This is a genomic window from Mucilaginibacter pallidiroseus (assembly GCF_007846085.1).
In the GTDB taxonomy this organism is placed as follows: Bacteria; Bacteroidota; Bacteroidia; order Sphingobacteriales; family Sphingobacteriaceae; genus Mucilaginibacter; species Mucilaginibacter pallidiroseus.
In genome coordinates, this window is the sequence record NZ_VOEJ01000003.1 from 405,838 (window position 1) to 420,342 (window position 14,505).

Here is a 14,505-nt window from a genome sequence, read left to right on the forward strand (position 1 = left end):
GTGAAGAAGATTTTATTTGCCATTAAAGAGTACCAATACCTTGCCGATAAAGTGTTGGCCTGCGGTGATTTCGAAAAAGGGCAGCTGGAAGTGAGCCACTTTACCGATGGCGAGCGCTACCAGCGTATCATTTCGCCCATAGAGGGCCGCGAAGCTATTTTAATAGGCGGCACAGTAAATGACGAAGCCACGCTTGAACTTTTCGATCTGGCATCGTCGTTAGTGAGCTATGGCGTAGATGCGTTAACGCTTGTTATACCCTACTTCGGCTACTCAACCATGGAGCGGGCCGTACTAAGCGGCGAAATTGTGACGGCAAAAACGCGGGCCCGCCTGCTATCTGCCATTCCAAAATCAAACCGGGGCAATAAGGTTTTACTGTTCGATCTGCACTCCGAGGGTATCCAGTACTATTTCGAGCATGATTTGTACCCGGTGCATGTGTACTGTAAGGATATTGTGATACAGGCCGCAAGGCAATACGGCGGCGATAATTTTGTAATGGCAAGTACCGATGCGGGCCGCGCCAAGTGGGTAGAATCGTTAGCGAACGATTTGGGCGTTAATGCAGCCTTTATCCTGAAGCGCCGCCTCAAAGGCGACCATATTGAAGTGAGCGCCATTAATGCCGATGTAGATGGCAAAACCATAGTTATTTATGACGACATGATCCGCTCGGGCGGGAGCATCATCAACGCAGCCAAAACCTATAAAGATGCCGGTGCAGGCGATATTTACGTGATCACCACGCATGGCCTGTTCGTAAACAACGGCATCGAAAAACTACAAAGCTGCGGGCTCATCAAAAAACTCATCTGTACCGATACTCATGTCAACATGAACAACGTACACAACGATTTTGTCGAAGTAATAAGCATAGCCGGTTTAATCTGCAAATCGCTGTAACGAGCGTAGGTCTTAGCTATTTTGAAAGCGTTATAAACTCAACGGGCACAGCGTTCGTGAGCCATACTTTATTTTCTGATAAATAAAACACGAATCCCTTTTTACACATTTCTGCAGCTGATATCTTAAGTACTACCGGTTTACCGTGCCTGCTTCCTACTTGTATTGCGGTTTCAATGTCGCGGCTTAGGTGGACATGTTGACGACTGCGTTTTTCTAAGCCGCTTTTAAGAATTGACGATACCGATTTTTCGCCGGTACCATGATATAGCACATCAGGAGGCATTTGTGGTTGATATCCAAGATCAACAGCTACCGAGTGGCCCTGGCTTGCCCGTATCTTTTGGCTGGTTTCATCAAAGGCGAACCGCTTTTTACTATTGTTTTCAACAATATGGTTTAGCAATTCGCTGTCCAAATGTTGCCCATGTAAATTGGCTTTATCAATTAACTCATCAATATTTGCCCAGCCATGTTCGTCAAGCTCAATTCCTATTAATTGCGGCTGGTGCCTTAAAACCATACTTAAAAACTTGCTTGTTTCGTTTATATATTTTTCGTTCATTTCGTTATTAGATGATTGTGGTTCCGACGATATATTATTGAACGGATCGTAATTATCTATCATTTTACGCAATTGCCCTTTTATCTGCTTAACCAATACCCGCGGCCCAAGTACCCGCATTTTGGCTCCGAAACCAAGCAGCTCTCGTTCCAATTCAAAGTTTAATATCACCTTGATGCTGAATATGGTGCCGGTTGCATCCTCGTTTAATACCTTTTGCGTGTGATGGAGCGGTTTGGTTATCACATATGGTGCATTGTCCCGATCAATCCAGAATATTACCTCGCAATCGCGCTGCCCGGGTGTTTTGGTTACGCCAATGCAATCGTCATAATAAGTTGCCAGGTCGAGTGTTTTATTTTCTCGATAAGGTTCGTCATGCTCTTCAACAGTTTGTATCCTGTCCAATGCCAGGTTCATGATATGGGCGTTACGTTTGTGCTGCATGCCCAATACAAACCAGCGGTTGCGGTATTCTTTAAGCAGGTATCCGCTAAAGCAAAAAGTACTGGCCTCCCGTGCTTTAAAAGATTGGTAGGTAATGCAAATGGTTTTTTTAGCCACAATGGCCTTGCGTATCACTTCTATCCATTCCAAACCCTTCAGGTTGTCGTTTTTTTCAAAATCAATTATCGGGGCGCTCTGTGTTTTTTGGGTGTATATCTTATCCTCCAGCTTGCTTACCATTTCATTCACATCGCTAAAATGGCCAAAGCCCTTAAACTGTTTCAATAGGTCGGATACCTCGGTAAGTACCTGTATGTCCTGTTGATTAAGAGGAATATTGGTAATACTATAATTTTTATCGCTGTAGGTATAATACTTTTTATCCACCACAATAATTGGCGCTTCGTAACCAAGCTTATTGCTGCGCATCATCTCGATATCGGCCTGTATGGTGCGTCGGCTTACGCCGGTGTTAATGCCCTGGTACTCGTATAAGGCCTCGCCGCAGGCATCCATCAGGTCGTCAAGTGTCCACTTGCGGCGGCGGTTTTGCAGGCAGGCATCAAGCGTACGGTAGCGGATAAGGGCGTTGCGATTAACTGGCATAAGATCAGGATTTTCAAGATTTTAGGATTTTCAGAATCTGATTTGTTACTAATTATTAATTAACTGCATTAAAATTTTTTCCTCATTCAGGCATTTCCCTCATTCAAAAATTCTGTAAATTCTGATTCTGACCGAAATTTAATAAATTATTTTTCATCTGCGCAAATACACTGCGCAGTAGCTATATTTCTTTGTATCATGAAAAAGGAAATAAATGAAAAGCTATCCCTTAAAGAGGCCGGGGAGCATAAAGAAAAAGTAGGAAACAACGAGCTGAAGGCACTGGGTATTAACGATGTTGATATACTGGTAAATTTTAGTCGTGTGGCTAATGGTTTGCTTAAACATGGTGTTATGGATAAGCAAACCATCCTGGCCAACCTGGAGGCGCTAATAGACGACCCTGTGCCTTACGCGCTTAAGAAAGGCGGTAAGTTTAAGAACCTTGCCGAGGCTGTGATAAACTTGCGTAAAGAAGGGCGTTTTGTAAAACAACAGCGCAGCAATTTTAAACTGAAAGAGGAGATAGCCGAGTTCCCGGTATGGGGTATGGAGCATATTGAAGTTGGTGCGTTAGCGCAAATGCGTACGGCTATCCAATTGCCCATTGCCGTTGCAGGAGCTTTGATGCCCGATGCACACCAGGGCTACGGCCTGCCTATTGGCGGGGTGCTGGCTACAACTGCAAACACCATTATACCCTTTGCGGTGGGGGTTGATATTGCCTGCCGTATGTGCCTGAGCATATTCGACCTGCCGGCTGGTGTTATTGATACCGAGACCGACAAACTGAAAACCATTTTGGTTGATAACACCTGCTTTGGTATGGGTGGCACTACAAAGTCGCACTTTGATACATCGTTGTTTGATAGCAAAACTTGGGGCGAAACTAAAATGATCCGTACCCTAAAGGATAAGGCTTATGCGCAGTTGGGTACCAGCGGTACAGGCAACCACTTTGTGGAATGGGGCGAACTTACTATTGCCGAAAATGCTATAGCAGATATCCCTGCAGGGCGATACCTGGCTTTGCTGTCACACTCGGGTTCACGTGGGTTTGGAGGTAACATAGCCAACCATTACAGCAAAATTGCCATGACCAAAACCAAGCTGCCTGCCGAAGCCAAACACCTGGCATGGCTGGATCTGGATAAAGACGAAGGGCAGGAATACTGGATAGCCATGAACCTGGCCGGCGAATATGCCAGCGCCAACCACCACGAAATTCACAATAAAATTGCGCGTGCCCTGGGTGTTAAACCTATTGCACAGGTAGAGAACCACCACAATTTTGCCTGGAAAGAGCAACTGGCCAACGGTACCGAAGTAATGGTACACCGTAAGGGTGCAACACCTGCAGGCGAAGGCGTTTTAGGTATTATTCCTGGTAGCATGAGTACCCCGGGCTTCCTGGTACGCGGTAAAGGCAATGCCGAAAGCATTAACTCGGCAAGCCATGGTGCGGGCCGGTTAATGAGCCGAAGCGCCGCATTCAGAACGCTTGATAAAGCCGCCATTGCCGCCAACCTGGTTGATAAACGCATTACCCTGATGGGCAGCGACATGGACGAGGCCCCAATGGCCTACAAGGACATCCACACAGTAATGGCGGCGCAGGAAAATTTAGTAGAAGTACTGGCTCAATTTGAGCCTCGTGTTGTAAGGATGGCGGATGCGAGGGAGACGCCGGAGGATTAGCCTTCGGCCTTTCTTCGTATTAGTCGACATTAAGTCCTGCTGAGCTTGTCGAAACACTTTGCTTTTTTTGTCCTATCGAGAGGAGTTAGGGGGGTGTCAATTGCCTTCGCGTCATTGCGAGGTACGAAGCAATCTCCCAACTGCTCGGTGCTTCGTTGAGTATCGCAGAAGTTTGTGTTTGGCCTGTGGATGTTACTTTTCTTTGGCCGTAAAAGAAAAGTAACTAAAAGAAAACTCGGCTTGTTAACGCTCTTTTAAAGTTAATGCTTTAAAAATCCTTTAGTTATCAAAATAAAAAGTAACAGTCCAAGAGAAACAGGGTGTAAGGGCTTTAAGAATACTATTTTTTTTAATCCAGTTTAATTTACTAATATTAACATATCTAAACTTAATCTTATGTCACAAGGAACAGTTAAATTCTTTAATCTCCAAAAGGGGTTCGGAAAAATACATTCTGAGGATTTTCCAAACAAGGATATTTTCATTCATTTTTCTCAAATTCAAGATGACGCAAAAATTCTTTTAGAAGATGAAATCGTATCATTTGAAGTTGAAGAGTCCAACAAGGGCCTAAACGCTAAAAACTTACATCGCCTTACAGATAGATATATAGGAACCATTGAGGAGTTTGATAAAGGCTATGGCTTTATCAAATCACAAGGCATAGATGATAAGTATTTTATTCATCATACAGATGTAGTTGGTAGAGGGTTTAAAAAAATAGAAGTCGGATTCGAGGTTGAATTTTCGCCAGATGTTACAGACAAGGGGTTGTTGGCAAAACAAATTGTTATTCGTGATATCAGAACCGGACTTGAAAAATTCGCTTCATTTCCTAACTGGGATGATAGTATTGCTGATTTAGCTGAGAATTTAGCTCAAAAAGAAGACGGAAATTGGGATTTTATCAATAGTAAAACGGATAGGTATCCAATTTTAGAAAGCTACTTAAAATATACTTTTTCGAGATTGCACAGAGAAGGAAAAATTAAATACACATCAACAACGGACAGGGGCCGTGAGGTTAAGTATGCCTGTTTTAATACAGGTCTTGCCACGACAAAGCAGGAAGAAATTTTTGCATATTTTGAACATAAAGACAATAATTTTCAAGCCAGATATCAAGATGGTTACCTCAAGCAACCGATTTGGATTTTTAAGATATTTGACCGGGAAAGTAATCGAATGATGAATTTCTTTGGAGAGAAGCCAGAATTAGCAAACTATTTTCAAAATGCTGCTGAACTAATTTATGACACATCTCGTCGGCTAATTCCCGATTTTGAGCATATCTTGGATGACAGAGAGAAAAGATTTCCAGAGTTATTTCGTGACTTGAGTAAAGCGCAGCAAGTCGAACGCATTAAAAGCGCAATTGATTCTGCTTTAATAAGAATTAAACGAAATTATAAAACAGCAATTCCTCAATTTTATAGCGAATCAATTCAATTATTGCTTCCACTTTGCATTTCTACAGCTGAAACAGCTGACGTCGCCCTTGTCGTAGGCCGAGAAGGAGAGGTCTATAGGGCAAATACCGTTTTGCCTTTAGATTGGGCATATAACAACGCAAGACTATTAGCTAAACCCGATAGAGAGTGGTTAAATCCTTAATCTATTTTAAACTAAATTGAGAAAATCTGCACTACCTTATCTGTCAGAATTAAAAATCGACAGGTAAGGTAATCAATTTTTTTCCAATCAATGCCAATCCACTTCACAAAACCGGCATTGTTTAGCCCGCGGGGTGCGGGCCAGTTTGCCGCATTTGGGCAGTAATTAAAAAATACCTTTTCGGGGCATTCTTTCATAATGCGCCCTGCGCAATTCAGTGCAAATTGTACATACCCATCCTTCAGATAATCTAATATTAGTGGGCCGGTGGTTAAGCGGCCTGTTTTCAAATACATTCGAGTTAAGCCTGTGTCATTCGTTTCTGAAAATTTTACTGTATATCGACGGTGTTTTAGCGCCATACCTTCTTGCTCGGTAAGCAAAGCCGGGTAATGGGTTATAATATAGTCGGCCTTTTCAATGGTAACTCCATCCATTTCATAAATATCTAAAAAAACATAAAATTAATTTGAACTGCGCAAATACACTGCGCAGTGCCTCTATTTCTTTGTATCAACAATAAATAAAAAGGAGGTTCACAATGAAATTCAACCTGTTAAGCAAGCTAAAAAATCAGACCGTCAACTACGCGGGTGCCAAAGCGTTTACGCTGTCGCCCGAGATGGAACTGTACACCGCGGTGGTTACCTGGAGCTTAAACGATTCCTTTTACGAAAAAGACGAACAGCGCATGGTGCGCCTGCGCACCCTGATAAGCAAATGCAACCCGGTTTTTGTGGGTAAGCTGGCGGTGTATGCGCGCACTAAAATGTATATGCGTTCGGTACCGCTGGTGCTGGTTACTGAATTGGCCAAGCTGCACTCGGGCGACGATCTGGTTGCCCGGGTTACCGACGGCGTAATTGGCCGTGCCGATGAGATCACCGAACTGCTGGCCTGCTACGAAACGTTGAACAAACGCAAGGGCCCTAAAAAGCTGAACCGCCTGAGCAAACAAATGCAAAAAGGCCTGAGCATGGCGTTCAACAGGTTCGACGAGTACCAGTTTGGCAAGTATAACCGCGATGGCGCCATTAAATTGCGTGATGCTTTGTTCCTGGTTCACCCTAAAGCAAAAGACGAATTGCAGCAGCTGTTGTATAACAAAATAGTAAACGGCGACCTGCAAACGCCTTATACCTGGGAAACTGAACTGTCGGCATTGGGCCAGCTCAATTTTGACAGTGACGAGGCCAGGGCCATAGCGTTCCGCGCAAAATGGGAAGAATTGATAGAAAGTGGCAAGTTGGGCTACATGGCCTTGCTGCGTAACCTGCGCAATATACAGGAGGCGGGGGTAGGCTATGCACATTTCGAAAAAGTATGCAACCGTTTAGCCGATGCTGATGAAGTGGCTAAGGCAAAGCAGTTTCCGTTCCGTTACCTGGCTGCTTATCGCGAGTTAATTGCTGACGGCACCGAATCTCGTTCAAAAACCCTTGCAAAAAAAGCGCTGGCAATGCTGCAAAGCAACAAAGGCTATACCGGCCAGGTTTTGGACGCGCTTGAAAAAGCCGTACAGGCGAGTGCCGCCAATATAAAAGGTTTCGGTCATGACACCCGCGTGCTGTTAGCCTGCGATGTTTCCGGGTCGATGCAAACACCGGTATCTGCCAAAAGCAAGATCCTGTTGTACGATGTAGGCTTAATGCTGGCCATGCTATTGCAAAGCCGCTGTAAAAACGTGGAGGTAGGTATGTTTGGCGATAAATGGAAAACCATTGTAGTGCCGGGTAATAACATATTAGGTAATGTACAAAAGTTTTACAGCCGCGAGGGCGAGGTGGGTTACAGTACCAATGGCTACTTGGTTATCAAGGATATATTAAAGCGTGGGGTGCAAATGGATAAGGTATTTTTATTCACCGATGCCCAGTTGTGGAACAGCAATAACACTGCCGACCATATCCAAACCTTATGGTTGCGCTACAAGAAAGAGGTATCGCCAAACGCGAAACTCTACCTGTTCGACTTGCAGGGCTACGGACAAGCACCATTGCAAATATTGCGCAATGATGTGTATCTTGTAGCTGGCTGGAGCGATAAAGTTTTTGAGGTATTGGCTGCCTTAGAAAATGGAGGCTCGGCATTAGATGCTATAAATGAGGTGGAATTGTAAGATAAGCTTAAAGCGGAAAGGCTAAAGCAAAAAGCTTTTATCTTTTCGCTTTCAGCTTTTAATTAAAAAAAAGGATGCCGTAGAAACGGGTTACTTCGCGCCATTAAGGGGGTGGTCAGTATAGTGCAAACTAAACTGAGGGTTCGAGTCCCTAAAGCGTTCCCCCAACCCGCTTTCGCCTGTTGCTCCTTATAAAATATAAAAGAAGGTGCCGTAAATAAGTCTTACTTCGATCGGGGCCTGTTGGCGGGCACAGCTACGCGCAGGTAATGAACGTCTTATTGCTATTAGCCCTTCTTTTTAAAGCATTAAAAATATAAGGATGCCGTAGACGTGGGTTACTTCGGTCATCGGTTAGGAGGAAGTGGCATTGTGATGTAAGTTGCAATGTGGGTTCGAATCCCAAAGCAATTTCCTCACTCCCGTGTTCGCCTGTTGCTCCTTATAAAATTTAAATTAGGTGTCGTAAATAAACCATACTTCGAACCAAAGAACCGTTGCCGGGGCTTGCCTACGTAGCGGGGATGAAATGGTTTATTGATCATTACCCTTTTTTAAAGGAAACTAAAAACATAAGGTGCCGTAAATGTGCGCTACTTCGGGTCGCCGGTTCGAATCCGGCCTTTGGCTCCAGGCTTTACAGCGGGCGCCATTGTAGCTCAGTATGGGTAGAGCAGTGGGCTAATTAGCTATACGCATATTGACTGTTGCCCTTAAAAAAAACAAAGAAGATGCCGTAAGGCTTGCGATACTTCGTCAGTCAAACAAAGCAATAAAGGCAGGTAATCCGTAGCTCTTCTTTCAATTACCTAAACCTAAAAAGGTGCCGTAAACCGGTAATACTTCGGTATGACATTCCCCGTGGGGAAAGGTGCAGACTCGGGCTCTGCCTGTGGGAAACCGCAGTGGTCTAAAAAAAATACCGGTTGCTTTTTGCCCTTTTTAAAAATTATGAAAGATGCCGTAGGCAGTTGATACTTCGCTGGTGAAACCGTTTATGCGGTAGGGTTCGACTCCCATACGGCACTTGCCGATTTTTGCTCTTTCATTTATATTATAATCATATTGAAATTATTTACCCTTCACCCATAGCTATTCCCCACTTTATCAACCCATTGTCATAAAGCAATCTTCTATTGGTATATCGGGAATTATCGATATATCTTTGCCTTATGGATCACGTGGAAGTATTTAAGGCATTGTCAAATAAATCGCGCCTGCAAATATTAAACTGGCTAAAGGAGCCGCAGCTTAATTTTCCCGAACAGGCATACAACGGTTACGAGCACGGCGTGTGCGTGGGGCAAATACAGGTAAAGGCGGGGCTTACGCAGTCAACCATATCCGAGTACTTGAGCAGCCTGCAAAGGGCGGGGCTAATCTCGTCTAAACGCGTTGGGCAGTGGACCTACTACAAACGCAACGAAGAAGCCTTTGCTGCCTTAAGTAAATTAATAGAACAGGAAATTTAATAAAGTATATACGTTATGAATACAGATAGCTTGTTCAGGCCGTTTAGCCTGAAATCTTTAAATATCAAAAACAGGATAGCAATGGCCCCCATGACACGGTCGTTTTCGCCAAACGGTGTGCCAACTGCCGATGTTGCCGCTTATTACCGTAAACGCGCCGAAGGCGAGGTAGGTTTGATCTTGTCGGAAGGTACGGTAATCAACCGCGCTTCATCATCAAACGATGCCAACGTACCGCACTTTTACGGTATCGAAGCGATTAACGGCTGGCAAAACGTAATCAATAACGTGCATGAGGCAGGAGGTGCCATGGGCCCGCAAATTTGGCACATGGGAATATTAAACAACCACCAGTCGGGCTGGTTGCCGCCGGTACCTTTCGAAGGTCCGTCGGGCATCAACAAATTAGGTACCGACCCGGGTACGGTGATGACCGATAGCGACATTGCCGATACCATAGCTGCTTTTGGCCAGGCTGCCGCCGATGCCAAGGCCCTGGGTTTTGATTGCGTAGAGATACACGGCGCACACGGTTACCTTATCGACCAGTTTTTTTGGGACGAAACCAACCAGCGGACGGACGCATACGGTGGCAAAACCCTTGCGCAACGCACACGCTTCGCGGTAGAGGTAATTAAAGAAGTGCGCAGGCGCGTAGGCGATGATTTTGCATTGATTATCCGTTTATCGCAGTTTAAACCATCGAGCTATACCAACAAGCTGGCAGCAAACCCGCAAGAAATGGAAGCCTGGTTAACACCCCTTGCCGATGCCGGTGTGGATATTTTCCATTGCTCTCAACGCCGTTTTTGGGAGCCCGAGTTTGATGGCGACGATTTGAACTTTGCAGGCTGGGCTAAAAAGCTAACAGGCAAGGCAACCATCACGGTAGGTTCGGTAGGTTTATCTGGCGATTTCTTTGGCGCATTTGCCGGCGAAAGCTCACAGGCAAGCTCCCTTGATGATCTGCTTCGCAGGTTTGACCGTGGCGACTTCGACCTGGTGGGTGTTGGTCGCCCCTTACTGGCAGACCCATCATGGACACAAAAGATCCACGACGGCCGTAACGATGAGTTGAAAGGCTTTACCGCAGCCGCTCTTGGCGAGTTGGTAATGGAATAAGGGTCATCAAAATCTTAATACAAGTAGAAGGGCTGCCCAAACGGGCGGCCTTTTTTGTGCAGTTAAGTGTAATTTAATGTAGCTATATTTAGGTTGATACAAACCTATTATGAAACGCTTACTAACCATTGCTTTGGGCCTGTTTATGGCGCAGGCTGTTTCGGCTCAGCATAATTTAAAAACAGTGAAAACCGCAGCCGGTACAATATCAGGTACCACAACTGCCAATGGTGCTGTACACGCCTTTAAGGGCATTCCCTTTGCGGCACCACCTGTTGGTAATTTGCGCTGGAAAGCACCGCAGCCTGTAAAACCCTGGCAGGGTGTTAAATATTGCAGCCAGTTTGCTAAAAGCCCCATGCAGGCAAAGCCCAACGAGTTTGGTGTGTACACCCGCGAGTTTTTAATTAAGGATGAGCCCTTAAGCGAGGATTGCCTATACCTGAACGTTTGGACAGGCGCAAAATCGGCTACCGAAAAGCGCGCCGTAATGGTATGGATATACGGCGGCGGCTTTGTGAGCGGTGGCACCAATGTACCTATTTATGATGGCGAAGCATTGGCCCGTAAAGGAATAATATTGGTAAGCATACCCTATCGTGTTGGCATATTCGGGTTTTTTGCACACCCGGAACTAACGGGAGAGTCGCCTAACCACGCATCGGGCAATTACGGGCTGATGGACCAGATAGCGGCCTTAAAATGGGTGCAAAAAAACATTGCTGCCTTCGGCGGCGATCCTGATAACGTAACTGTTGCGGGGCAGTCGGCAGGGGCATTTAGCGTAAATTATTTAGTTGCATCACCCCTGGCTAAGGGTTTATTTAAAAAAGCCATTGCAGAGAGTGGCGCAGCATTTTTAACAGGCCCTATCAGCGCAACCACGCTTAAGCAAGCCGAAGCAGCAGGCCTCAAAACGGCATCGGCATTGCAGGCCAATACCCTGGCAGATCTGCGTAAGCTCCCTGCCGAGGCATTACTAAAGCAAATGGCGGGCAGGCCAATTATTGATGGCTATGTGCTGCCGCAAACCGTTGCAGAAACCTTTGCAGCAGGTAAGGAAAACAAAGTGCCCCTGCTTACCGGCTGGAATACCGATGATGCCTTTGTAGGCAAACTTAAAAATGCCGCCGATTACATAGCCGAAATTAAACAACAGCACCCTGCAAATGCGGACGAATATTTAAGACATTACCCCGCCAATACCGATGCTGAAGCCGAGGAGTCGCAGGTGCGCATTTCGCGCGATATGACGTTTGGCGTTCAAAATTATACCTGGGCAAATGTGCAAAGCGCCAAAGGCGGGCCAAAGGTTTACCTGTATCGTTTCACCCGCAAATTGCCTGCAACGCCGCAGTTTAAGCACTATGGAGCCTTCCATACAGGCGAGGTTGCCTATGTTTTTAACAACCTGAAATTCCTGAACCGCCCTTTCGAGCCTGTGGATCATGAGTTGGCTAAAACCATATCAACCTATTGGGTAAACTTTGTAAAAACAGGCAGTCCGAATGGTGTCGGCCTCCCTAAGTGGACGGACTATACCCCCAATAGCAACCAGGTAATGCTATTGGGCGAGCAAACAAAAGCCGAAACCCTGCCGGATAAAGCAGCTCTTGATTTCATGACATCAACCTTTAAATAAGCCGTTGCTAATTTCTGCACAATGCCATTTTTTGTTGCGATGGATTCAAGGCATCATAATTTGGTTTGATACTTTTAGATTTGCCCTCATAAATACCGTACAATTGAAAAACAACATATTAATAGTAGATGACCTGCACCCAGCCTTTATGGAGCAGGCATCAGCAAAAGGATACACGTTTGATTACCACCCCACCATGGATTTAGCCGGTGCTACGGCGGCTATTGGTAATTATGACGGCCTTGCCATCCGCTCGAAGTTTCAGGTTGATAAGGCTTTTATAGATGCAGCACCGGGCTTGCGGTTTATTTGCCGTGCAGGGGCAGGTATGGATAATATTGATGAAGCATACGCCCTAAGTAAAGGTATACAGCTGATAAACGCCCCCGAGGGCAACCGCGATGCCGTTGGCGAACATGCCATTGGGATGCTGCTGTCACTGATGAATAACTTTAACCGCGGCGACCAGCAGATACGCCAGGGCAGCTGGCAGCGCGAAGCTAACCGCGGTTTCGAGTTGAAAGGACGGACGGTTGGTATTATAGGTTACGGCTTTATGGGCAGTGCTTTCGCCCGCAAACTGGCAGGGTTTGAAGTAAATATAATTGCCTACGATAAGTATAAAACCGGCTTTAGCGATAGCTACGCCCGCGAGGTAAGCATGGAAGAGATTGTAAAGCAAAGCGACGTATTAAGCCTGCATGTACCGCTTACCGCGGAAACAAACGGACTGGTTGATGATGAGTACCTGTTCCATTTTCGTAAACCTATATTTTTCCTGAACCTGGCACGTGGCAAAGTGGTTAAAACCCAGGCTGTACTAAACGCCATAAAGCAAGGCAAAATATTGGGCGCGGGCCTTGATGTACTGGAAATTGAAAAATTCCCGGCACTGGGCGAGCAGGCTTGGTATGACGAGCTGCGCCAAAGCGGACAGGTGCTGCTAAGCCCCCACGTAGGCGGCTGGACATTTGAATCGTACCGGAAAATAAGTGAGGTGCTGGCAGCTAAATTACCTGCCGTTATTTAAACTATGCAGGGCTACCAAACCCTGCATAATAATCCTTTTAAATATTCACCTTCCGGGAACGACGAGCGCACGGGGTGGTCTTCGGGCTGGTTAAACTGGTTAATGAACTGTACCTGTTTACCGGCATCAAGCGCAGCCCAGGCAAGCACCTGTTTAAACGTTTCCATATCCATAGCACCCGAGCAGGAGAAGGTTGCCAGCAGGCCGCCGCTGTTTAACAGCTGCATACCAATGCGGTTAAGGTCTTTATAAGCACGTGAAGCCCTGTCAAGCGCCGAACGAGATGGTGCATACTTAGGCGGGTCCAGCACGATGATGTCAAACTTATCGCCGCTTTCCTTAAACTTGCGTAGCTGTGCGTTAACGTCAGATTTTATGGCAGTGTGTTTGGCACTATCCAAACTGTTAAGGCGGATGTTTTCCTGCAAGGTTTCGATAGCCAGGGCAGAACTATCTACACTGGTTACCAGCGCTGCACCGTTCTTTAACGCATTCAGCGTGAAGCCGCCGGTATAACTAAAGCAATCCAGCATGGTCTTGCCCTTGGCGTATGCAGCCAGCAGGCGGCGGTTATCGCGCTGGTCGCAGTAAAAGCCCGATTTTTGGCCTTCGGCGATATTGATGCCATATGTGATGCCGTTCTCCTTTACCATAACAAGCTCCGGCGGATGGGTTCCGGCTAACAGTACATTGCTGGTTTCAAGGCCTTCGTGCGAGCGGGATGTGGCATCGCTTTTATCGAAAATGCTGGTGGGCTTAAGCAGTGCATTAAGCTCATCAATTATTACGGGCATGGCATTTTGCATCCCGGACGTAAGCACCTGTACCGACAGATGATCGGCATATTTATCTACGATTAATCCGGGCAGGTAATCTGCCTCGCTAAATATCAAACGGCAGGTATCGGTTGAGCCATCCTCAAGGATGTGGGCACGGCCTGCAACTGCGGTGCGTACTTTTTGGCGGAACCAATCTTCATTTACAGCAGTGTCTTCGTTCCACTCCAGCAACCTAACGGCTACTCTCGACTGATCGTTATAAAAGCCGTAACCCAAAAACTGTTTTTTACCATCAAGCAAGCGTATAATATCGCCGTTGGCAGGTTTGCCTTTAACATGCTCAATAGCACCAGAAAATACCCAGGGATGTTTTTGCAATACTGCTTTTTCTTTCCCCTTCTTTAACACCACATCAATCATGCTGCAAAGGTACTAAATAGCGGCACAATATATTTTAGGTAGGATATACCGGTGCAAGTGTTCAGCAATTTCCAGCGCTACCGTG

The 14,505-nt window shown here is 45.9% G+C and carries 11 protein-coding genes; 8 read left to right on the forward strand and 3 right to left on the reverse strand.

The window, feature by feature from the left end; genetic code table 11:
* A complete protein-coding gene (locus tag FPZ43_RS08785) occupies positions 1 to 906 on the forward strand; it encodes a ribose-phosphate diphosphokinase (protein WP_146381492.1) in 906 nt (301 codons plus the stop codon).
* A 16-nt stretch (positions 907 to 922) separates the two neighbouring features.
* On the opposite strand, the gene FPZ43_RS19495 is transcribed toward FPZ43_RS08785, so the two are convergent.
* Entirely contained in the window at positions 923 to 2,524 is a 1,602-nt protein-coding gene (locus FPZ43_RS19495; protein WP_146381493.1) for an RNA 2'-phosphotransferase, read from the reverse strand.
* 198 nt (positions 2,525 to 2,722) lie between these two features.
* Here FPZ43_RS19495 and FPZ43_RS08795 point away from each other — a divergent pair, with 198 nt between their 5' ends.
* Complete coding sequence (locus FPZ43_RS08795) at positions 2,723 to 4,222, forward strand: RtcB family protein (RefSeq protein ID WP_146381494.1); 1,500 nt, start codon at positions 2,723 to 2,725, stop codon at positions 4,220 to 4,222.
* Positions 4,223 to 4,618: 396 nt separating this feature from the next.
* A complete protein-coding gene (locus tag FPZ43_RS08800) occupies positions 4,619 to 5,836 on the forward strand; it encodes a DUF3825 domain-containing protein (RefSeq protein ID WP_146381495.1) in 1,218 nt (405 codons plus the stop codon).
* Between the two features lie 11 nt (positions 5,837 to 5,847).
* Here the strand turns inward: FPZ43_RS08800 and FPZ43_RS08805 are convergent, their stop codons facing one another.
* Positions 5,848 to 6,273 (reverse strand): hypothetical protein, encoded by a 426-nt coding sequence (locus tag FPZ43_RS08805; protein WP_146381496.1) that lies wholly within the window; start codon positions 6,271 to 6,273, stop codon positions 5,848 to 5,850.
* Positions 6,274 to 6,377: 104 nt separating this feature from the next.
* Between FPZ43_RS08805 and FPZ43_RS08810 the strand changes: the two genes are divergently transcribed.
* The 5 genes from FPZ43_RS08810 to FPZ43_RS08830 all read left to right on the forward strand — a co-directional run bounded on the left by FPZ43_RS08810 (position 6,378) and on the right by FPZ43_RS08830 (position 13,221).
* A complete protein-coding gene (locus tag FPZ43_RS08810) occupies positions 6,378 to 7,955 on the forward strand; it encodes a TROVE domain-containing protein (protein WP_146381497.1) in 1,578 nt (525 codons plus the stop codon).
* 1,172 nt (positions 7,956 to 9,127) lie between these two features.
* Complete coding sequence (locus FPZ43_RS08815; protein ID WP_146381498.1) at positions 9,128 to 9,427, forward strand: ArsR/SmtB family transcription factor; 300 nt, start codon at positions 9,128 to 9,130, stop codon at positions 9,425 to 9,427.
* 15 nt (positions 9,428 to 9,442) lie between these two features.
* The gene (locus FPZ43_RS08820; protein ID WP_146381499.1) at positions 9,443 to 10,549 is read left to right on the forward strand and encodes an NADH:flavin oxidoreductase; all 1,107 of its coding nucleotides are present in this window, start codon (positions 9,443 to 9,445) and stop codon (positions 10,547 to 10,549) included.
* A 109-nt stretch (positions 10,550 to 10,658) separates the two neighbouring features.
* Positions 10,659 to 12,191, forward strand: coding sequence for a carboxylesterase/lipase family protein (locus FPZ43_RS08825; protein WP_146381500.1), 1,533 nt, complete (start codon positions 10,659 to 10,661; stop codon positions 12,189 to 12,191).
* A 103-nt stretch (positions 12,192 to 12,294) separates the two neighbouring features.
* Positions 12,295 to 13,221 carry a 2-hydroxyacid dehydrogenase gene (locus FPZ43_RS08830; protein ID WP_146381501.1) on the forward strand — a complete coding sequence of 309 codons (927 nt, stop codon included), beginning with the start codon at positions 12,295 to 12,297 and terminating at the stop codon, positions 13,219 to 13,221.
* A gap of 11 nt (positions 13,222 to 13,232) precedes the next feature.
* On the opposite strand, the gene FPZ43_RS08835 is transcribed toward FPZ43_RS08830, so the two are convergent.
* Positions 13,233 to 14,420 (reverse strand): class I SAM-dependent rRNA methyltransferase, encoded by a 1,188-nt coding sequence (locus tag FPZ43_RS08835; protein WP_146381502.1) that lies wholly within the window; start codon positions 14,418 to 14,420, stop codon positions 13,233 to 13,235.
* Between the last annotated feature and the right edge of the window lie 85 nt (positions 14,421 to 14,505).

Coding starts and splice junctions, on each gene's coding strand:
- FPZ43_RS08805 (WP_146381496.1), bottom strand. CDS start 6,273: ATGGATGGAGTTACCATTGAAAAGGCCGACTATATTATAACCCATTAC.
- FPZ43_RS08815 (WP_146381498.1), top strand. CDS start 9,128: ATGGATCACGTGGAAGTATTTAAGGCATTGTCAAATAAATCGCGCCTG.
- FPZ43_RS08825 (WP_146381500.1), top strand. CDS start 10,659: ATGAAACGCTTACTAACCATTGCTTTGGGCCTGTTTATGGCGCAGGCT.
- FPZ43_RS08795 (WP_146381494.1), top strand. CDS start 2,723: ATGAAAAAGGAAATAAATGAAAAGCTATCCCTTAAAGAGGCCGGGGAG.
- FPZ43_RS08835 (WP_146381502.1), bottom strand. CDS start 14,420: ATGATTGATGTGGTGTTAAAGAAGGGGAAAGAAAAAGCAGTATTGCAA.
- FPZ43_RS08810 (WP_146381497.1), top strand. CDS start 6,378: ATGAAATTCAACCTGTTAAGCAAGCTAAAAAATCAGACCGTCAACTAC.
- FPZ43_RS08800 (WP_146381495.1), top strand. CDS start 4,619: ATGTCACAAGGAACAGTTAAATTCTTTAATCTCCAAAAGGGGTTCGGA.
- FPZ43_RS19495 (WP_146381493.1), bottom strand. CDS start 2,524: ATGCCAGTTAATCGCAACGCCCTTATCCGCTACCGTACGCTTGATGCC.
- FPZ43_RS08820 (WP_146381499.1), top strand. CDS start 9,443: ATGAATACAGATAGCTTGTTCAGGCCGTTTAGCCTGAAATCTTTAAAT.